The sequence below is a fragment of the Mucilaginibacter sp. genome (assembly GCF_028288225.1).
GTDB lineage: Bacteria > Bacteroidota > Bacteroidia > Sphingobacteriales > Sphingobacteriaceae > Mucilaginibacter.
On the sequence record NZ_JAQBOC010000094.1, the window covers coordinates 1 to 20,313 of the forward strand.

The window sequence follows — 20,313 nt, forward strand, 5'->3', positions numbered from 1 at the left end:
AGGCCAAAGGTTTGGATGGCATTGAAAAACCTTTGGAAAGCATTGAAGAAATTGCAGCGCATTACATAAATGCCATTATGCAGCAAAACGCAACCGGCCCTTATGCTTTGGCAGGCTACTCATTTGGCGGCATCATAGCCTTTGAAATGGCCAAGCAGTTTGAAGCATTAGGCAAGGAAGTTAAAATGCTGGCCATGTTTGATACTTATGCCTACCGAACACCACATTACGATGCCCCGTTAACCAAAGCAATAAAAAGAGGGCTGTTTTTTAACCGCAAAATGAAATATGCTGTTACTTCTAAAAATGGGTTTAAAGATATTGTAACAGATAAACAAACATCTTTGAAACGCAGGCTTGTGCGTGCTTATTGGAAATTGAGATATGGCAAAGAGCAAAGCCAGGAAGGCTTTTTTGGTTATTCAAATAAAATAGATGAAATGAATAACTATGCTGAGAAACGTTACCAGCTAAAGCCTTATAATATTACAGTTGAAGTTTTCAGGGCTGAAAATCGCACATTTTATATGGATGATTTTGAATTTTTAGGATGGCAACAGTATGCCCTTAAAGGGGTTAATGTTCATCGCATTCCGGGTGAGCACAATACCATATTTAAAGCACCTAATGATAAAATATTTGCCCGGGTATTACAAAATTGTTTGGATGATGCTGTAAAAAAGTAAATTGCCCTCATTCAATTTAATTATGCGGTCAATTACAGTCGTCAATCAATATTTAACTGATATAACCTGGCATAAAGCTGCCACATGCACCTTTGGCATAAGTAATAATCTTGATATATGGAAAATTGGAGTTAGCTCAAATATGTCCTTGACAGACGACTTTTTAACAATGCTAGCGCCCGATGAAATAGCAAGGGCTAGCCGGTTCTACCAGCTAAAGGATCGTAACAGGTTTATTATAAGCCGTGGTGCTTTGCGACTCATTTTAGGGGAATATTTAAACCAGTCACCTTCAAATGTTGAGTTTGGGGTAGGAGAAAATAGTAAACCTTATATAAAAAGCGGGAATCCTTTAAATTTACAATATAACCTTTCACACTCGGGTGATGCTATATTATTGGCAGTTTCAAATTCAGCAATTGGCGCCGATATCGAATTTATAAATCGATCATTTGGTTTTAATGAGGTTTTAGATGACAACTTTAGTGTCGCTGAAATAAATTATATTAAGGAAGAAAATTCTATTGACCGATTTTTCAGGCTATGGACCCGTAAAGAGGCGCTGACCAAGGCAACAGCCCAGGGCCTTGATGGAGACCTTAGACTTATCCCGGTCCTTGACGGAACCCACCTGATCCAACCTGGCATTATTGCCTCAAATGCAAATTGGTTAATTAAAACTTTCGCCTTAAATAATCAGTATACAGCAAGCATTGCAAGCGCCCCATTCGTTAATGAAATTTCATTTTGGGACCTTGATGTAATTAGCAATTTGAATGGTTTCAGGTTTCAGTTTAAATAAAAGGCATCCAAAAAGATCAAAAACAAGAGCTATGTGGTTCATAATGTTAGCGTTAAAAATTCTTAAATAATTGTATAAAGTAATTTTCAATTAGGTATTTTTATAGGGTAAAAGTAAAAAAGCAATTATTGAGCCCAACGATACACATTGATTGGATTGCATTAAGATAAGTATTGCATTTAAAAATCGTTGTTTATTAAACCTTTTCATCACAAATTACGTAATCAAGCAAAATTTATAGTACCAGATTAACACATGAAAAAAAGAATACTGATTGTTGATGATGACTTAAGTATTTTAAAGCTCCTAAATTTTATTCTCTCAAAAGATTACGATGTAGTTGTTAGGAATAATGGAATTGATGCCTTTTCGTGGCTTGAGGATGGCAATATTCCTGAATTAATTATATCCGATTTACAGATGCCATATTTTGATGGACAATCATTTATTAAAAATGTTAAGATAAGCGGTCTTTTTCGCGATATTCCTATAATTATGCTTTCTGCAGCTCATGATTTGGATACCCAGGTTAGTAACATGCCTTTTCAAGTAGATGCTTATATGCCGAAACCATTTAATCCTGCTTCCTTAAAATCAGCTATTAATCAAGTATTAAGTATTTATGACGAATTCCATAGCAACTGAGTGGAATGAGAATGCAGGTTCGCATACCCGAATAGCATACGCAGGTTTAGAGATTCGGGATTTAGTAGCAACTGAGCTTAACCCTTATTTTCGAATCACCTATAATAACTATCTTTTACAACTTGAAGAATATTTAGGTAACCAGTCGATTTTAACGCTGCCCGAAATTATTTTGTTAGAGGTGGATGAACAAGGAGAATGTTTTGCATTGGTAGAACGGTTAAAGGCAAATTTCCTTTTTAACGGAATGATCATTGTATTAATTTCATTGTCAAACGATAAGTCGTTAAAATTAAGTGCCATGCAGTTAAAAGTGCATGATTTTTATATTTATCCTTTTTCAATGTCAGACCTGCGCGAGCGGCTGAACTTTTTGGTAAAGTTTAAATTAATTAAACCCAAGTTAATTGAAATTTCAAAAGAGGTTGATATAACCTACCGAACGCCGTTTGGTAAACGGTTTATGGATCTTTCTATCTCCGGGTGTATGATCCTGGCGCTATCCCCTATTATGCTGGCGGTTGTTATTGCCATTAAGTTAGGCTCAAAAGGACCCATTTTTTACAAAAGCAAGCGTGTTGGCACAGGCTATAAAGTATTTGATTTTTACAAATTCAGATCAATGCGCACCGATGCGGATAAGTTATTAGTTGAGTTATCAACACAAAATCAGTACGCAAATGAAGATGGAGGCACAAAGGCAGCATTTGTTAAAATTAAAGACGACCCACGGGTTACCAAACTCGGCAAATTTTTACGAAATTCGAGCCTCGACGAGCTGCCTCAATTATTCAATATTTTAAAGGGGGATATGTCGTTAGTTGGTAACAGGCCATTGCCGGTTTATGAAGCAGAAATGCTAACATCAAACGAATGGTCAATGCGTTTTTTGGGGCCTGCCGGATTAACCGGATTATGGCAAATAACCAAGCGGGGAAAAGCGGATATGTCTGAACGTGAAAGAAAGAAATTAGACAATTTTTACGCGCAAAATTACTCTTTTTGGCTTGATTGGAAGATCCTTATAAGAACGGTGCCGGCAGTTTTCCAGAAAGAAAAAGTGTAAAAAAAAATGAATAAGAAATTTAGGATCATTTGTCTCTCTCTGTTTATTTCAATTTCGGCCAGTAACTTATATGCCCAGGAAACCCTTTTCAAAGACCTATCATACGAATACCTCGAAAAACTTATAGCAACTGCTAAAAAAAATTACCCTGAAGCTAAAGTAAAGCAAAAGCAGGTTGAAATTGCACGAAGCACTTTTCACCAGGCTAGTTTTGGCTGGCTCGAAGCCTTCAGCGCATCGTATATTTATAGTCCGCAATCTTCTATTAATATAACTCAGCCAACCATTTTTAAAGGCTATCAACTGGTAGCTTCGGTTAGTTTAGGCTCGCTTTTTGAAAGACCTTATACAATTCACAATGCAAGAGAGGCAGTTAAGATTGCCGAATATCAGCAACAGGAGTATTACCTGACAATAGAAGCACAGATAAAACGCTTTTACTTTGCTTATTTAGCAGCACAGGCAGATTTAAGGAACAAGGTAACTGCTGTTACAAATGCACAAACTTCAACAAAAAATCTTAAATACACTTTTGAAAAAGGAGAAACACCGTTTCAGACTTACAATGAATCGTTAAACAACCTTTATAATCAAAATTCATTTAGGATACAGGCTGAGTTAAATGTTTTTACTGCCAAAACTAATCTTGAAGAGCTTATAGGGGACAAGTTGGAAAGCATTAAATAGATTAATGGAAATATCTTCATATTTTAAACTTTTAGGTAAATATAAATACGTAATTATTATCATTGTTTTAGCAACGGTAACTGCTTCGTATTTTCTTGTCAAAAATTTGCCCGATGAATATGTTTCCAATACGCAAATTGCCACCGGCATAGTTGATGCATCAAGTCATTTATTAGATAAAGACAATAATCCCAACGCCCAATCTGACCAAATAAACAGGCAATTTAGTAACTTGATGGAGATCATCAAGCTTAAAAAATTAGTAGACAAGGTTTCATATCAACTTATAATTCACGATCTAAGCAGCACTTCTCCATTCAGAAGGCTTAATCACGATTTTAAGAATTTAAGCCCGGCAGCGGTGCAGCATGCGTTGGTTGTTTACAAAGCAAAGCTGGTAAGCGGCGAGCCATTATCATTATATAATAAGGATGAAAACGGTTTAAATCAGTTGCTTATCTCAATGCATTATGATGAGCGCTCATTAAGAAAATATTTAGATATATCCCGGGTTGAAGAAAGTGATTTTATATCGGTTAGCTTCACATCCGAAAACCCGCAGCTATCAGCATTTGTTGTAAATACGCTTGCTAAAGAGTTTATTGATTACTATACCGTAAACATTAAAAAGAATGAATCCAATGCGGTAGATTTCCTTTCAAACTTATTGGAAGAAAAGAGAAATGCATTAAATCAAAAGAAAGATGAACTGCAGCAGTATAAGATTAAAAACGGCATTTTAAATCTTGAGGATCAATCCAAAACTATATTTGCACAAATATTGGCCTATACAGATAAAAAACTGGAGAACCAAAGAAACCTTGCCTCTAATGAAGGTGCATTACAAAATGTATATGCCAAATTCGATCCCAAAAGCAGAAAGTATATTGAACAGTCTGTTAATCAAAATAACGTAGATATTGCTGCATCAGAAGAGCAATTGAAAACATTAACGGATGAATATGTGCACAGCGGCTTTAACCCCAGGTATAAGCCCATGCTGGATTCAATGCAAACGGCGCTCGTGTCCCAGCTTCATACCACATCTGATAAATATTTGCTTGATCCGCGGATTGGGAAGGACGCCCTGGTGCTACAGGCTCAACAGCTTGAAGTGTCTCGTGACCTTGCCAAGTATAGCGAAAAATCAATAAACAGGGAGTTAAACGACCTGAATGCCAAATTCTCAAGACTAGTACCTTTTGACGCAACCGTAAAAACCTATGAGTTTGATATAGATATTGCCAGTAAGGAATATTTGGATGTATTAAACAGGTATAATACCACCAATGTACAGTCAAAATTTTCAATAAAGCTGGTGCAAGTTGAGCCGGCTACGCCTGATGTAGCTCAGCCATCAAAAAAAATGTTTTTAATTGCGTTTAGCGGATTGGCCAGCTTATTTGTGTGCCTGTTGACGTTATTTATTTTATTTTACCTGGATGATAGTATTAAGGAGCCCTCTAACCTGGTGGCCCGCACACAATTACCAATGCTGGGCACATTAAACATGATAAAAGGGCCAAAACCTGATCTGAAAAAGCTTTGGGATGTTGAGAACAGGAATAAAATGCAGCAATTTAAAGAATTGCTGCGCTCAGTCAGGTTTGAAATTGATCAGGAGCTTAAGGGTGAAAAAGTTTTGGCTATTACAAGTATTGACAATGGCGAAGGCAAAACACTTATCACAACCAGTTTAGCTTATGCCTACAGCGCAATCAATAAAAGGGTGCTGTTAATTGATGGTAATTTTGATAATCCAGGCATTACCCGCAATCTACAGCCAACTTTATTTGTGGAAGATTATTTTAGGAACACCTCATACATTGAAAGAGATAACAACAAAATAAGTGTTTTGGGTAACCGTGGAGGTGATATTACTTTGCTTGAGATTAATGATGAAAAGCAAATTCAATATGAATTTGATCAGCTACGATCAAGATATGATATAATTTTGATTGATTTGCCGTCGCTCGATTCATTAAATAAAGCTAAAGAGTGGGTACTATTTGCCAACAAAACTGTAGCTGTTTTTGAAGTCAATAAGAGTGTTTCCGGCTTGCACAAACAGTATATTGATTATTTAAAATCATTGAATAACAAATTTGGCGGATGGATCTTAAATAAATCCACCATAATTAGCGCATCAAAAAAGAGCGAAAATTAATTTACCATTCGGTCTTAATAGTTCATTTTCAATCATTTTTACATACATTTTAGACTATGCAACTTGAACCTTCTCAAATAGCAAATAATCCTTTAAAAGATTTAAGTCCCTTGCAGAGAAAGTGCTATTACCTGGCTGTTACAGTTGCGTTTGCAAGCATTTTTATTTGGGCTATAAAAATTCTGTTTTTTTAATATTCATTACTCATTATAAATGTCAAATGACCAAACCAGAAATAGCGCACCTAAAAAATCGGTTTGGGAAAGTATAATCATACATAAATTTTCGAAGCCGGTTGTACTAATATTCTTGTTGTTTACTTCGTTATTTATAAGTTTTTTAATAGCCAGGCAAGGCATGGTAATAGGGGTACTTATTTTGGTTGCAATTACTGCTCTGCCCCTTGTGTACGCCGCTATTGCTTATCCAAAATTTGGTATTATTCTGTTTATAATTGCTTCGTTTTTTATAAATTATGTTTCGCGTTTCCTTCCCGATGATACCCCAATTGGTTTGGTAATGGATGCGTTAACCTATATCCTTATCCTTGGTTTCTTTATCAAGCAAAAAAACGAAAAGAGATGGGATTATTTTAAAGACCCAATAAGCTATTTTATATTGGCCTGGCTGGTATATAACCTGCTGGAGGTAATTAACCCTTCTGCTTCATCGGTTTTAGCATGGATTTACACGGTACGTACAGTTGCAGTATTAATGTTATTGTACTATGTGTTTGTTTTTCAGATCCGCTCAAAAGACTTTATAAAACTATTGTTCAAGGCTTTGCTGATACTGGAACTATTGGGCGCTATATCAGCTTTTCAGCAAGAAAATATTGGATTTTTTCCATTTGAAAGTAAATGGCTTAATGCTGATCCATTGCGCGTTAGCCTGTTATTTATTTCGGGGCACATGCGTAAATTCGGAATTTTTTCGGATCCTGTGGTGTTTGCTTACAACATGGTTGCTGCTTCTTTATTATGTCTTTCGTTATTGTTTACCAATATCCATATCTATAAAAAAGCGATACTTATTTGTTTAATGTGCTTTTTTTTAATGGTAATGTTTTACTCTGGAACAAGAGCATCATATGTTTTAATTCCGGCAGCAATTGGTTTGCTGGCTATATTAAAATTCAATAAAAGGATTTTGGTATTTGTATTGGCGGGAGGGTTTGTGCTGGCTTTTTTAATTAAAGTTCCAACTTCAAATCCGAGCCTTGTACGATTTCAAACCGCTTTTAATCCGTCAAAAGATGCATCTTTTAATGTACGTGCAGAAAATCAGCGACGAATTAAACCTTACATTCTGTCACATCCTATCGGTGGTGGCCTGGGCTCCGTTGGTATTTGGGGGCAGCGGTTTGCACCTAATTCCTACCTTGCTAAGTTTCCGCCGGATAGCGGTTATGTAAGGGTTGCTGTTGAAATGGGCTGGGTAGGCCTGTTACTTTTTTGTGTATTTAATTTTATAATACTCCAAAGAGGTATTTACTATTACTACATTATTAAAGACCCGGAGCTAAAAACCTATTGCATGGCAATGGTATTAATAATTTTCGCACTTGATATTGGTAACTATCCTCAGCAAGCATTCGTACAATACCCAACTAACATTTTATTTTATTTAGCTATGGCTATAATAAACGTTACCATACGACTGGATAAACAAAAAAACCAGGTGCAGGCCCAATTAGGTTAATTTAATATGCTGAAATAATTAAAAGCAAATGTCCTTACTATCAACTATTAAATCAAACCCAAAGCTTAAAAAGATTGCTCATTGGCTTATAATTCCGCATGGCCAGGCCAGGCCCAGGTTATGGGTAAGGTGGTTTGTTAACCCGTTTATCCACAAAAAAGGGAAAAATACAATCATACGATTTAATACCAGGATGGACCTGTTTCCATTTAATAAATTTGAAATAGGGGCCAACTGTATTGTTGAAGATTTTGCGACAATAAATAATGGCGTTGGCGATGTTTTTATTGGAAACAACGCAGGAGTTGGATTGAGTAATGTAATTATAGGCCCCGTTAAATTGGGCAATTATGTTATGCTTGCTCAAAACATAGTTATCTCAGGCCTTAATCATGGATATGAGGATGTTACCAAGCCCCCACGGATCCAGAAAGTAATAACCAAACAAATAACAATTGAAGATAATGTGTGGATTGGAGCAAATTGTGTAATAACCGCCGGTGTAACCATCGGTAAACATGCAGTAATAGGCGCCGGCAGCGTAGTAACAAAAGATGTACCCCAATTTTCTGTTGCTGTAGGTAACCCCGCCCGCGTAATTAAAAAGTACAACTTCGAAACCAACAGTTGGGGAAAAATATAATGTCGGTAGTAAAAAAGTTAATAAATAAACATACACTTTCATTAGCCAGTAATGCAGTTATGCCTGTTGTTGGCATGGTAACTGTATCATTGCTCGCGCGGAGTATGAGTGTTGAAGATTTTGGCGACTGGTCATTCTTCTTAATAACTTTTACCCTGGCTAACTTAACAAGGAGCGGTTTTTTACAAACTTCATTAGTGAAATTTTATGCGGGTGCGGGTAAGGATGAGGCAGAAATTGTTGCCGGATCAACCTGGTTTTTAGGTTTTGCCGTCACCGCTGCATTAGGTTTTATCAGCTTAATTGCGTTTATATTTTATCATGGTCACCACACTACCGAAATTACTATAAAATGGTTTGCCATAATCTATTTTAGCACACTGCCTTCAAGCGTTGCTTTATGGATATTACAGGCCGAAGAGCGTTTTGACCGTATTTTTACCTTGCAGCTAATTTGGCAGGGCTGTTTTTTACTATTCATTATCACATTAATGATATTACATCAGGCAACTTTCCAGGTTATAATATACGCTTACTTTTTATCTGTTGTAATTACCAGCTTGGTATCGATTGTAACCGGATGGGCCAAATTCACATCGATCCGTAATAGAAGCTGGGATTGTATTAAACAACTTGCCAACTTTGGAAAATTCAGCATAGGCACATCTGTAAGCTCTTACTTACTCAGAAGCTCGGATAATTTTATAATAAAATTCATGTTTATCAATCCTGCTTTTGTAGGTATATATTATTTACCTCAGCGATTAATGGAGGTAATTGAAATTCCACTCCGTAGCTTTATTGCAACAGCTATGCCAGCCATGTCTTCAGCCGTGAACCGGGATGATAAAAGTCACATTACTTACATCCTTAAAAAATATGCAGGCATCTTAACAATTTTATTGGTACCGGTATCATTGGCTTCTATTATTTTTGCCGATTTGATAATCAACCTGTTAGGCGGGCATCAATACCTTAATACAAATGCCGCTAATATATTTCGCATTTTTATGTGTTTCGCCTTACTACTACCGGTCGACCGTTTTTTCGGAATAACGCTTGATATGCTTAATAAACCAAAAATCAATATGATAAAGGTTATAATTATGCTGGTCGTAAATGTTGTGGGCGACTTTGTGGGGATTTATTTTTTCCACAGCCTATATGCCGTTGCTATTGCATCCATATTTACGTTTTTGGCCGGTGTAATTTACGGATACTGGATCCTTAAAAAATACCTGGACTTTACAATTTTAGGAATATTAAAAATGGGCTTTACCGAAACAAAGGCATTGATGGGTACCTTCATTGTTAAGTATAAAGAAAGACATATTTAAGATAGCAATAGATATAATGCTTTTTGATAAATAAATTACCCAGCTTTTTTACATGAGCCTTAGGAACCAGAATATAATTATTTTCTCGCAAATGCAATTTGACGGTCGCCTGGAATCCACAAATTATACAATGGCTAAACTCCTGGCAAAAGATAACTTTGTTTATTATGTAGACAGGCCATATACTTGGTTTGACTATGTCAAATTTAAAAACACGCCCGAATTTAAAACAAGGAGATCGCATTTTTTCTCGTCATCAAACTGTATTATTGAAACGGAGATCCCAAATTTAAAAATCATTATCTCCCCTCCTGTCCCATCAATAAATATGCTGCCTGAAGGTAAATTTTATAGGCTGGCATTAAAAGCAAATGAGTGGATAGTTGGATCGCGAATAAAAAAAGTGATCCGAAATTTAAATATCACTAATTACATCTACATAAACTCCTACAATTTTACGCTGCCAACACTGCATAAGCTACTCAATCCAACATTAAGCGTTTATCATTGTGTTGATCCAATAATTGAACCTTATCAAACCAGGCACGGATTAATTTCTGAAGATCTATTGGTTCAGCAGGTTGATATGGTGATCTGCACAAGTAAAGAGTTACGTAATAAAAAAGCCTTATTAAACAAAAACGCTTACTTTATACCAAACGCAGCCAACATAAGTCACAGTTTAAAAACGCTTGATCCGGATTTAAAGGAATCAGAAATTTTAGCAGGCATAAAAAAACCAATAATCGGCTATTTTGGTGCAATTGAACGCCGGATAGATTATGATATGATGCAAACACTTTTTAAGGCTAATCGCGATAAAAGCTTTGTGATGATCGGCCCTATTGACAGGTATTATATTAAAGAAGAGGAATATAAAGCCCCTAACTTATACCTCACAGGTCCGGTTCCGTACGAAGAAATGCCGGCAGTATTAAAAGGGTTTGATGTGGCTATAATTCCATTTAAAAAAGACGAGGTAAGCAGCGACATCTTCCCCTTAAAGCTTTTTGAATACCTGGGATCAGGCAGACCTATAGTATCAACTGATTTTAATCCCGATCTTAAAGATTTCACATTTGATACTGTGCCTTATTGTACAAATGCTGCAGAGTTTTCTGATGCGATAGAAGATGCATTAAATGACACTGTTACTTTGCAGAAAAGAAGACTTGAAGTTGCTGCTGATAACACCTGGGAACACCGCATAAGCGAAATAAAAGGCCTCTTGAAAATAAATTTTGATAGAAAGAAAAGTGGCTTTCTGTTATAAGTCTAAAAAAAATCAATTAAAACTAATCGTTTAATAAAAACTTACGTATAACACTATAACGTATGGAGATTATCAGATTAATCGCAGCAATTATTACAAGCATACTCTTTATTTATCTGGGTGTGTATAGCTTATACTTATTTATTTTCTCGGTATCAGGAAAATTTATAAAGGTAAAAACACCTCCGCAGAGTTCAACCCTTGCAAAATTTGTTATTTATATATGCTCCTATAAAGAAGACGGGATCATATTAAATTCGGCGGCCAGTGCCATAACATTGGACTACCCAAAAGATCTGTTTCATATTTGCGTAATTGCCGACTCATTAAAACCCGAAACAGTAGCAAAATTAAAACAAATGCCGCTACAGGTTTTAGAAGTAGTTTTTGAGAGCAGTACAAAGTCAAAAGCGTTACATAAAGCCATTGAAAATACCAAAGATGGTTTTGATGCCGCCATAGTTTTTGATATAGACAACGTTGCCGCTCCTGATTTTTTATACCAAATAAACAATTACTTGCAGGCGGGCAACAGGGTGATCCAAGGGCACCGGGTTGCAAAAAATACAAATACCTCTGTAGCTGTTTTAGATGCAATAAGCGAAGAGGTTAACAACCACATTTTCCGGAAATCGCAGCGGGTTTTTAACCTTTCGGCAGCTATTATTGGGTCGGGTATGGCTTTGGAGTATAAATTATTTACGCAGGTTATGATGCGGATTGATGCTGTTGGCGGGTTTGATAAAGAGATGGGTTTGTTACTTACAGGCGATAAAATTAGTGTTGCCTATGCCGGGAACGCTTTGATATATGATGAAAAAGTAAGCAACAAGGAAGTATTTAAAAAGCAAAGGCGCAGATGGCTTTCGGCTCAGTTTAATTTGCTTAAAAAATATGGAGGCAGCGGGATCTCTGCATTATTTAAAGGCAAGTTTGATTATTTAAATGAAGTGTACCAACTATCAATTTTGCCAAGGGTGTTAATGCTTGGCTTAATGCCATTTATGCTGCTTGTTTCACTGGCATTACCGGGTATAGGTCCTGATTGGCATTTATGGCTGGCCGCAACTATTTGTTGCTATACAGGTATATTAATAGCCATACCTGTTAGCTTTTACAACAAAGATTTTTTTGGAGCGTTGATCAGGATCCCTGCAATATTTTTCGCAATGCTGTTGTTGTTGTTTAAATTAAAGGGGGCAAATAAAAAATTCATACATACGCCTCATACGCACAGTGTTAAATAAGCATTTCTTATTGTAATAAAGCCGTTACTTTAAAAAGCAATATTATATATTTAGGCAGTTATGATATTAAAAGACTTACCGGGTAAGCCGGAAAAAACTATAAAATGATTAGCCCCACCCATTTTAATAAAACAGATAATTTGAACGACACGTTTGTTGAGTATTCGAAGGAGAAGGCGCTTCCGCATTTTATCAATGAATGCGCTAAAAAATATGCCGGTAAAGTAGCTGTTAAATTTCATGGCAGGAGCCTCACTTACAGGGAGCTATATGAAAGCTCGAATAAACTTGCTAAAATTCTGATAGATAACAATATTAAGACCGGTGATATTGTCGGGCTTGCTCTTGATCGTTCGCCCGAAATGATCATATCGTTATTGGCTATTTTAAAATCAGGTGCAGCTTATATTCCTCTCGATCCTGAATACCCTAAAGACAGGGTTGAATTTATGCTGGAAGACTCATCAGCCAAAATATTATTAACCTCAAATAAATACCATAATCATTTTATTTCAAATGCATCCGAGATCTTGATTGAAGATGCCTTTGCAAAGTTTGATAGCCACACACCTGAAGCGCCAAACGTTGAAGTTAGCGGAGACGACCTTGCATATGTGCTGTATACATCAGGCTCAACAGGCAAGCCAAAAGGCGTACAGATCCGCCATTTTAATCTTGTAAACTTTTTGCTGAGTATGCAAAAAGAACCGGGCATGAATGCCAATGATAAAATATTAACCGTTACAACTATATCATTTGATATTGCCGGACTTGAGCTTTATCTGCCGCTTATATGCGGCGCGGAAATCACCTTAACAAATTCTGACACTGCTAAAGATGGCCGTTTACTATTTGATATGGTAAAAAATGATGGTATCACCTTTATGCAGGCTACGCCTTATACCTGGCGTATGATGCTTGAAGCTGGCTGGGAAAAGCTGCTTCCGCTAAAAATTCTGTGCGGTGGCGAAGCATTACCAAAGGATCTGGTTAGTAAACTTACCGTGCGTACGAGCGAGTTGTGGAATATGTATGGGCCCACTGAAACTACTATATGGTCAACCATAAAGCTTATTGAAAGTGATGATGACATTACTATTGGTAAACCCATTGCCAATACACAGGTATACCTAGTTGACGAAAATTTAAATAACCTTACAGATGGTTCAATAGGTGAAATTATTATTGGCGGCGATGGTGTAGCAACAGGCTACTTAAACCGTCGTGAACTTACAGCCGAACGTTTTATAGATAATCCCTTCTCAGGAAAATCCGGTGATAAAATGTACCGAACCGGCGATTTGGGGAAATATAAAGAAAACGGGGATATTATTTGTCTTGGCCGTATGGATCACCAGGTTAAAGTAAGAGGGTACCGTATTGAGCTGGAGGAAATTGAACACGCTTTAGTTAAAGAAGCTGATATAAAACAAGCAGTAGTTATTGCACGCGAGGACACTCCGGGCGACCCGCGCCTGGTTGGATATGTAGTTTTGGAGGAAGAGAACACAGAAACTGATCTTAAAACAAAAATCCACAACTGGCAACAAGAACTATTGGCAATACTGCCAGAGTATATGGTACCTGACGATTTTGTTTTAATGCCGGCCATACCGATAACTCCCAATGGTAAAATTGACAGAAAAGCGCTTCCCAAGCCTGATTACAATACAATAAGCCGGCTTGGAGAATATATTGCTCCGCGCACCGAAATTGAAAGCCAGGTTGCCGAAATTTGGCAGGAGGTTATGGGACTGGAGAAGATCAGCATTTACGATAACTTTTTTGAATTGGGCGGACGTTCACTGGTGGCGGTTCAGATAATGTCGCGTATTGAAAAATTAACAGGGAAGCGTTTACCGCTTGCTACTCTTTTTGAGCATTCAACAATTGAGCAATTAGCGGTACGGATAAACGCAGATTCAAAATCCATTACCTGGGAATCACTTGTACCCATAAAGCCTAAAGGCACAAAAATGCCTATTTATATTGTGCACGGTGCCGGATTAAATGTACTGTTGTTTAACGCTTTAGCGATAAACATGGACACAGAGCAACCTGTTTACGGACTGCAGGCACGCGGGCTTAACGGCATTGACGAGCCCCTGGATGTAATGGAAGAAATTGCAGCTAATTATATTGCCGAAATTATAGCTCAAAACCCAACCGGCCCCTATGCTTTGGCGGGATACTCCCTTGGTGGGACAATTGCTTACGAAATGGTACACCAGTTAATTGCCATGGGCAAAGAGGTGAAAATGCTGGCTGTATTTGATACCTATGCAAAGCAAACTGACATATTTGATCCGCCTGTAAAAAGAATGTTTAACAGGGTAAGGCTTTTCTTTATGAAATTGTTCAACAGCTTTGCTTTGCTGGCAGAGGACCCTAAAGGAACTTTTGAATATAAAAACCGGGTAGTTAAGCGCAGGATAATAAGGGCATACTGGAAATTAAGAGGTAAGAATGAAAAACAGGAGGGCTTTTTTGCCTATGATAACGAAATTGACGAGGCAAGTGCGAAAGCCAAACGCAATTACTTTCAAAAGCCACTTAATATAGCTGTTGATTTATTCAGGGCTAAAAAAAGAACGTTTTATATGGACGATTATGAGTTTATGGGGTGGAAGAAATTTGCACTTAAAGGTGTAAATGTTCATGAGATTCCCGGTGAGCATAATACCATATTTGCACCACCTAATGACAAAGAATTTGCCATTGTATTACAGAAATGCCTCGACAGGGTATCGAAACAATAATTCTGCTAAACGGAATAATGAAAAAAGTATCCATCATTACTGTAAATTTTAACCAACCAAAAGTTACTGAAGAATTGTTGCAGTCAATTCCTGACACCTATGAAAACCTCGAAATAATTGTGGTTGATAATGGCAGCAGAATTGAACCCGATAATAATTGGCAGACAAAATTTCCGGGAGTAAAGTTTATCCGTTCCGAACAAAACCTTGGGTTTGCAGGTGGTAATAACCTCGGTATAAATGCAGCAAGCGGCGATTACCTTTTCCTGGTTAATAACGACACGGAGTTTACCGGGGGATTGGTCGAAAAATTGGTCAAGGTGATAGATGAAAACCCAGCCATAGGCATGGTCTCGCCTATGATAAAATATTTTAACGACAAGGGGTTGATCCAGTATGCCGGTTATACCCCGATGAATTATTATACCTGTCGCAACAGTTGCATAGGACTGCGTGAAAAGGATAACGGGCAGTATAATAACATTACCGCTCCTACTGCTTATTGCCACGGTGCGGCTATGATGATCAGAAAAGACGCCATTGAAAAAGCAGGGTTAATGAGCGAAAATTTCTTCCTGTATTACGAAGAAGTTGACTGGTGCGAACATATAAAACGCGCAGGTTATGAAGCATGGGTTTGTACCCAGGCGCTCATCTATCATAAAGAATCCGTTTCGGTGGGAAAAAAAAGCAAGCTGAAAGAATACTTTATGAACCGCAACCGTATTCTTTTTATAAGGCGAAATGCTCCATTTTTCAAAAGGACAATCTTTTACCCTTATTTTATCCTGCTTGTAGTACCGAGGAACTTACTGGCCTACATAAAAGACAAGAATCATAGTTTTATATCGGTGCTTTTAAAAGCGGTATGGTGGAATTTTACCCATAGTAAAAACAGTAAAAATTTAGGATATCCTATTAAATCCATTTCATGATAATTATATTTTGGTTAAGCTTTTTTATTGTTTTTTACACATTTGCAGGGTATGGTATTTTCCTATACTTTTTAATTAAAATTAAACGCGCTTTAAAAGGCAGACCCGCAATACCCTTTGTAAATGATGAGTTGCTGCCCGAATGTACTTTAGTAGTGGCAGCATATAATGAAGAGTTTTTCATTGAAGATAAAATTGCCAACAGTTTAAAATTACACTACCCCACAGGTAAATTAAAGCTGCTGTTTATTACAGATGGTTCATCTGATAGAACGCCTGAAATAATAGGTTTGCATCCACAGATCCAGCTTTTACACCAGCCCCAGCGTGCCGGTAAAATAGCAGCAGTGCACAGGGCAATGGAATATGTAGATACCGAAATAGCGGTATTTACTGATGCCAATACCTTTTTAAATACGGATGCCATTATAAATATCTGCAGGCATTATACTGATAAAACAGTTGGTTGCGTGGCAGGTGAAAAACGTGTTCAAATTGATGAAAACGCAGATGCAAGCGCCGCCGGTGAAGGCTTTTACTGGAAGTATGAATCGGCATTAAAGAAATGGGACTCGGAACTTTACTCTGTCGTTGGTGCTGCCGGAGAACTGTTTAGCGTCAGGCGTTCGCTTTACCAGGATGTACCTGCCGATACTGTTCTGGACGATTTTATGATCTCGATGCTTATCGCTCTAAAAGGCTTTCGCATTGTTTATGAACCCGAGGCCTATGCAATAGAAACCGCATCTGAAAATGTATCGGAAGAGTTGAAAAGAAAGATCAGGATTGCAGCAGGTGGGATCCAATCCATATTAAGATTAAACCAATTATTCAATCCTTTTAAATACCCGGTTCTTTCATTTCAATATATCAGTCACCGTGTACTGCGGTGGACGGCTACACCTTTCCTGCTTATATTGATATTTGTGCTAAATGCTTTTTTACCAAATAACACTTTGTACAATACCATCTTTGCAGCACAAATTTTGTTTTACCTGCTTGCTTTCCTTGGGTATATTATGGAAAAGCGGCAGATCAGGATTAAAGCGTTATTTGTCCCTTATTATTTCTGCGTAATGAATTATGCTGTTTTGATGGGGATCATCAGGTATTTTACCACAAAGCAAAGCGCTGTTTGGGAAAAGGCGCAGCGAAAGCAATAATTAAAGCCTATTTAGTTCTTCGATTATTTCTTCCGCAGTTTGAGACTTGAGTTTACCGGACCTGTAATCTTTCAAACTCCTCCTGGCATTGTTAGCGATCTTATCACGCTTGACTTCAGATTGCCGCTTTTTAAAAATTTCTAAAAGTATTTCCCTGGATTCAAAATCTAAACGCATTATATCGTCCAATACAGAATCAATTGTTGTCATAAATTAATTTTCATTAGTTAAAAATACATACGTTAACTTCAATCATGAAATTTCAACCCATCAATAGCTTTATTTACTTTTTTATTCCGGCAATAAATAAGTTAAGCTAACCAGGTGTTGCTTATCATCGGTATAAGGAGTTGTTTCGTCCAAATTGTCCTGTCCTATTCAGACCTATAAACTCAATTCCATTTGGATATTACTTCTTTCATAAGGTGAAGGCGGGCCGGTTATTTTCTTAAAACCCAGCTTATGATACAAACTAATAGCCGGCTTCAGGATCGTATTACTTTCAAGATATAGCTTCTTAGCGCCTGCTTCTTTTGCCTTTTCAATACAGGCACTGCCTAAAAGAAAGCCTATCCCCTTTCCTTTTGCATCCGGCGCGACGCCCATTTTGGCCAGCTCAAACTGCTCGTCACTCATTTTTACAATGGCGCAGGTGCCAACCGGCTTGTCTTTATATATCGCCATAAAAATATAACCGCCCTTTTTCAAAATATTTTCTTCAGGATGATCAAGGTACTTATAATCAGATTCCTCCATTTTAAAATACTGGGTTATCCAATCTTCATTAAGTTTTTTAAATGCTGATTTATATTTTGGCTGATAAGGCACAATTTCAACCTCTTTACTTTCACGAAGCTTTTTCTCAGCCTCTACCCTTTTAAGCAAACTCTTCTGCTCAAGTAAAAACTCCCATTCCTCAATTGCTTTCCATATGTTGTACTGTGTTTCGGCAAAAGCGCCTTCGATGGCTGCATTTACATCGGTGTATTGGGCCTGGATGTGTTCATTAATACTAATTCCTTTCGGACTAAGCTTTACATAATTTTTCCTGCCATCACCTTTTGCTGAACTTGCTACTACAATATCCTGCTTCATCATCTCCTTTACAATGGTGCTCACTGACGGGTGCGAATGCCCTATCTCCAATGCTATTTGTGTGATTGATTTTTCATCCCCCTCAGATAGTGCATAATAAACAGGAAACCATTTTGGCTGCATCTCAATACCATATATTGGATATACCTGTGCAGACTGTTCAGCAAACAATTCACCTAACCTGCGGAGCCTGCTGCCTAGTGCCATTTTGCCGGTCTTATCATAAAAACTCATAAGTAATAAATTACGTAATCAATTACGCAAATTTAAAAACTTATATTTTATTTTAAAATAAACATATGTCAAAATAGTGTTAAGAGTTTTTTCTCCGTGTTTCTTTGCGATCTCTGCCGTAAAATTTAAACTGCAAAGTTCGCAGAGGAGGCACAGAGAACTCTGAGAATAAGTTTGTAACTATACAGGCTGCCCAAATTGGATTAAGTATCCATTGTTGTCATAAATGGCAAACTCCCGCATTCCATAATCAAAGGTTTCCAGTTCGTAACAATTTATGGTTACTTCCTTTAGTTGGTTCCATAACTCATCTACGTTATCAATAGTAATATAAAGCGAGCCAGTAAATTGCGGCTTATCAAAAGGCAGATGTGCATTTGGATAGGATATCATTATTTCGACCTCATCACGGGATAACGATGCCCAACTCCAATCCTCCGTATAACCGTTACAGGTAAACCCCAGCATTTCTATATAATATTCAACTGTATATTTAACCTGTTTTGAGTAAATAACAGGTCTTAATTTGGCAAACTTCATAATTAGCATTTAGGTTAATTCCGCATAAAAATAACATAAATGTACAATTAAGTGCGTCCTGCGCTGTTCTACTAATTTATTGCATCAATTATAGCGGTAGCTTTTGCTACGTTCAGCGCTGCCAGACAATTGTAGGCCTGTGTAAGCTGCGCCTCTATATTACTATTACCTGCATATTTTTTCCGTAGCGTATACCATTTATAAATCAACTTCAATTCGGTATCAGTATAGGCAACTCCCGTATATTGCTGTATTGTTTGTAAAAAAATGAAGTTAAAATCAAGTGTAGGTTCAATCATGGTGCCCTCGCCATAATCATTCCAGGTTATTAATTGCAAATAGTTAGTACCGCTGGTTTTGGCCAGGTCAAGAGTTGCCTGCAAAGTAGCTGCACCATCATGATCGATTACAAACAAAGTATTTCCCCATCCACCCGCCTTATAAAAATCTTTAAACCCGGGATATGCCCCTGCAAAAAAAGTTGACAATAATGGTGCCCGGTTTTGATAAAACCCCTGCAGATTTACCTGACCGGCCGACCCTACCCAGGCAAATTCTCCGCTGGCCGAACTGCCCGCAACGTTTCCCTGGTATTCCAGCGGCAATAGCCTTGGCTTGGTACTAAGGCCAGAAAATGCCTGTTGCCAATCGTTAGGGGTTTTCATTCCCTGGGGACCAAAACAAAGCAATAAAGGCTGATCATTTACCTTTATATAACTGCTGCTGCTAAAATAAGCTGTTTGCAGGTAAGCAAAGTCCTCTTTAGCCGCAGTTACCGTGTCAATGCCGGCTTTGGCTTTTACCTGAGCCAACTGAGCATCCTCATAACAGATCCCAAATTGTAACCCCGCATATGGAATGCGGTTAAATAACGAATCGGTATTGCGCTTATTGAGCGGATAATCGTTTACATTGTGTATACCATACCAATCTACAATTACCCCATCAATTCCGGCATATTTCATTAAAAGCAGGTGATAGTCAATAACATCCCTGTCTGAGCTGGCATAGGGGCCTATCATCGGATAAAAATAGGAGGCTATCTGCCTGCGCCCATTGCCCACGGTCAAATCCGGGTTTTCATTGGCCATAGTCCAGTGCTGACCCCATTTACCATTACCGGATGTTGCCGGGGTTTCAAACCATGGCATATAATGCACATAAACTTTTTGCTTATTTGTTTTGACTACTGCTTTAGCACCTGTTCCTATTGTTGTATCCGGCGCTTTAACGGGCTGATCCGGAGTTTTTACCGGATCAGGAGTTGAATTACTTTTACTACACCCAATAACCGAAATAAAAAGTAAAGCAATTAAAAAGCCTCTATACATTT

18 protein-coding genes are annotated in these 20,313 nt (G+C 37.6%); 14 read left to right on the forward strand and 4 right to left on the reverse strand.

Annotated features, from left to right (window positions below; translation table 11 throughout):
* From JWQ54_RS27185 to JWQ54_RS27250, 14 genes are all read left to right on the forward strand, one after another.
* Positions 1-686 (forward strand): thioesterase domain-containing protein (locus tag JWQ54_RS27185; protein ID WP_299591033.1); only part of this gene is annotated, 686 nt, incomplete at its 5' end.
* 169 nt (positions 687-855) lie between these two features.
* Complete coding sequence (locus JWQ54_RS27190; protein WP_299591034.1) at positions 856-1,488, forward strand: 4'-phosphopantetheinyl transferase superfamily protein; 633 nt, start codon at positions 856-858, stop codon at positions 1,486-1,488.
* A 255-nt stretch (positions 1,489-1,743) separates the two neighbouring features.
* The gene (locus JWQ54_RS27195) at positions 1,744-2,133 is read left to right on the forward strand and encodes a response regulator (RefSeq protein WP_299591035.1); all 390 of its coding nucleotides are present in this window, start codon (positions 1,744-1,746) and stop codon (positions 2,131-2,133) included.
* A complete protein-coding gene (locus JWQ54_RS27200; RefSeq protein ID WP_299591036.1) occupies positions 2,111-3,199 on the forward strand; it encodes a sugar transferase in 1,089 nt (362 codons plus the stop codon). Before JWQ54_RS27195 ends, JWQ54_RS27200 begins: the two co-directional genes overlap by 23 nt.
* A gap of 6 nt (positions 3,200-3,205) precedes the next feature.
* Positions 3,206-3,886: a TolC family protein gene (locus tag JWQ54_RS27205; protein WP_299591037.1), complete on the forward strand. Its 681-nt coding sequence runs from the start codon at positions 3,206-3,208 to the stop codon at positions 3,884-3,886.
* Positions 3,887-3,890: 4 nt separating this feature from the next.
* Positions 3,891-6,053 carry a lipopolysaccharide biosynthesis protein gene (locus tag JWQ54_RS27210; RefSeq protein WP_299591038.1) on the forward strand — a complete coding sequence of 721 codons (2,163 nt, stop codon included), beginning with the start codon at positions 3,891-3,893 and terminating at the stop codon, positions 6,051-6,053.
* Positions 6,054-6,266: 213 nt separating this feature from the next.
* Positions 6,267-7,754, forward strand: a complete 1,488-nt coding sequence (locus JWQ54_RS27215) for an O-antigen ligase (RefSeq protein ID WP_299591039.1) — start codon at positions 6,267-6,269, stop codon at positions 7,752-7,754.
* 28 nt (positions 7,755-7,782) lie between these two features.
* Positions 7,783-8,397: a DapH/DapD/GlmU-related protein gene (locus JWQ54_RS27220; protein ID WP_299591040.1), complete on the forward strand. Its 615-nt coding sequence runs from the start codon at positions 7,783-7,785 to the stop codon at positions 8,395-8,397.
* The gene (locus JWQ54_RS27225) at positions 8,397-9,734 is read left to right on the forward strand and encodes an oligosaccharide flippase family protein (protein WP_299591041.1); all 1,338 of its coding nucleotides are present in this window, start codon (positions 8,397-8,399) and stop codon (positions 9,732-9,734) included. The genes JWQ54_RS27220 and JWQ54_RS27225 overlap by 1 nt, the downstream gene beginning before the upstream one ends.
* Before the next feature lie 130 nt (positions 9,735-9,864).
* Positions 9,865-11,007 (forward strand): glycosyltransferase, encoded by a 1,143-nt coding sequence (locus tag JWQ54_RS27230; RefSeq protein ID WP_299591042.1) that lies wholly within the window; start codon positions 9,865-9,867, stop codon positions 11,005-11,007.
* A 62-nt stretch (positions 11,008-11,069) separates the two neighbouring features.
* Complete coding sequence (locus JWQ54_RS27235) at positions 11,070-12,254, forward strand: glycosyltransferase family 2 protein (protein WP_299591043.1); 1,185 nt, start codon at positions 11,070-11,072, stop codon at positions 12,252-12,254.
* 104 nt (positions 12,255-12,358) lie between these two features.
* The gene (locus JWQ54_RS27240) at positions 12,359-15,013 is read left to right on the forward strand and encodes a non-ribosomal peptide synthetase (protein WP_299591044.1); all 2,655 of its coding nucleotides are present in this window, start codon (positions 12,359-12,361) and stop codon (positions 15,011-15,013) included.
* Between the two features lie 17 nt (positions 15,014-15,030).
* Positions 15,031-15,948 carry a glycosyltransferase family 2 protein gene (locus JWQ54_RS27245; RefSeq protein ID WP_299591045.1) on the forward strand — a complete coding sequence of 306 codons (918 nt, stop codon included), beginning with the start codon at positions 15,031-15,033 and terminating at the stop codon, positions 15,946-15,948.
* Entirely contained in the window at positions 15,945-17,111 is a 1,167-nt protein-coding gene (locus JWQ54_RS27250) for a glycosyltransferase family 2 protein (RefSeq protein ID WP_299591046.1), read from the forward strand. Before JWQ54_RS27245 ends, JWQ54_RS27250 begins: the two co-directional genes overlap by 4 nt.
* Here JWQ54_RS27250 and JWQ54_RS27255 read toward each other — a convergent pair whose 3' ends face one another.
* The 4 genes from JWQ54_RS27255 to JWQ54_RS27270 all read right to left on the reverse strand — a co-directional run bounded on the left by JWQ54_RS27255 (position 17,112) and on the right by JWQ54_RS27270 (position 20,311).
* Positions 17,112-17,321 (reverse strand): hypothetical protein, encoded by a 210-nt coding sequence (locus tag JWQ54_RS27255; RefSeq protein WP_299591047.1) that lies wholly within the window; start codon positions 17,319-17,321, stop codon positions 17,112-17,114.
* Positions 17,322-17,495: 174 nt separating this feature from the next.
* Entirely contained in the window at positions 17,496-18,440 is a 945-nt protein-coding gene (locus JWQ54_RS27260) for a bifunctional helix-turn-helix transcriptional regulator/GNAT family N-acetyltransferase (RefSeq protein ID WP_299591048.1), read from the reverse strand.
* A 180-nt stretch (positions 18,441-18,620) separates the two neighbouring features.
* Positions 18,621-18,980 (reverse strand): VOC family protein, encoded by a 360-nt coding sequence (locus tag JWQ54_RS27265; protein ID WP_299591049.1) that lies wholly within the window; start codon positions 18,978-18,980, stop codon positions 18,621-18,623.
* Between the two features lie 71 nt (positions 18,981-19,051).
* On the reverse strand, positions 19,052-20,311 hold the full coding sequence (locus JWQ54_RS27270) for a glycoside hydrolase family 71/99-like protein (RefSeq protein WP_299591050.1): 1,260 nt from the start codon (positions 20,309-20,311) through the stop codon (positions 19,052-19,054).
* Between the last annotated feature and the right edge of the window lie 2 nt (positions 20,312-20,313).

Excerpts from the sequence above, each read along its gene's own strand:
- JWQ54_RS27260 (WP_299591048.1), bottom strand. The coding sequence starts at position 18,440 with ATGAGTTTTTATGATAAGACCGGCAAAATGGCACTAGGCAGCAGGCTC.
- JWQ54_RS27190 (WP_299591034.1), top strand. The coding sequence starts at position 856 with ATGCTAGCGCCCGATGAAATAGCAAGGGCTAGCCGGTTCTACCAGCTA.
- JWQ54_RS27235 (WP_299591043.1), top strand. The coding sequence starts at position 11,070 with ATGGAGATTATCAGATTAATCGCAGCAATTATTACAAGCATACTCTTT.
- JWQ54_RS27255 (WP_299591047.1), bottom strand. The coding sequence starts at position 17,321 with ATGACAACAATTGATTCTGTATTGGACGATATAATGCGTTTAGATTTT.
- JWQ54_RS27270 (WP_299591050.1), bottom strand. The coding sequence starts at position 20,311 with ATGTATAGAGGCTTTTTAATTGCTTTACTTTTTATTTCGGTTATTGGG.
- JWQ54_RS27250 (WP_299591046.1), top strand. The coding sequence starts at position 15,945 with ATGATAATTATATTTTGGTTAAGCTTTTTTATTGTTTTTTACACATTT.
- JWQ54_RS27195 (WP_299591035.1), top strand. The coding sequence starts at position 1,744 with ATGAAAAAAAGAATACTGATTGTTGATGATGACTTAAGTATTTTAAAG.
- JWQ54_RS27265 (WP_299591049.1), bottom strand. The coding sequence starts at position 18,980 with ATGAAGTTTGCCAAATTAAGACCTGTTATTTACTCAAAACAGGTTAAA.
- JWQ54_RS27205 (WP_299591037.1), top strand. The coding sequence starts at position 3,206 with ATGAATAAGAAATTTAGGATCATTTGTCTCTCTCTGTTTATTTCAATT.
- JWQ54_RS27220 (WP_299591040.1), top strand. The coding sequence starts at position 7,783 with ATGTCCTTACTATCAACTATTAAATCAAACCCAAAGCTTAAAAAGATT.
- JWQ54_RS27245 (WP_299591045.1), top strand. The coding sequence starts at position 15,031 with ATGAAAAAAGTATCCATCATTACTGTAAATTTTAACCAACCAAAAGTT.
- JWQ54_RS27240 (WP_299591044.1), top strand. The coding sequence starts at position 12,359 with ATGATTAGCCCCACCCATTTTAATAAAACAGATAATTTGAACGACACG.
- JWQ54_RS27225 (WP_299591041.1), top strand. The coding sequence starts at position 8,397 with ATGTCGGTAGTAAAAAAGTTAATAAATAAACATACACTTTCATTAGCC.
- JWQ54_RS27230 (WP_299591042.1), top strand. The coding sequence starts at position 9,865 with ATGGCTAAACTCCTGGCAAAAGATAACTTTGTTTATTATGTAGACAGG.
- JWQ54_RS27200 (WP_299591036.1), top strand. The coding sequence starts at position 2,111 with ATGACGAATTCCATAGCAACTGAGTGGAATGAGAATGCAGGTTCGCAT.
- JWQ54_RS27210 (WP_299591038.1), top strand. The coding sequence starts at position 3,891 with ATGGAAATATCTTCATATTTTAAACTTTTAGGTAAATATAAATACGTA.
- JWQ54_RS27215 (WP_299591039.1), top strand. The coding sequence starts at position 6,267 with ATGTCAAATGACCAAACCAGAAATAGCGCACCTAAAAAATCGGTTTGG.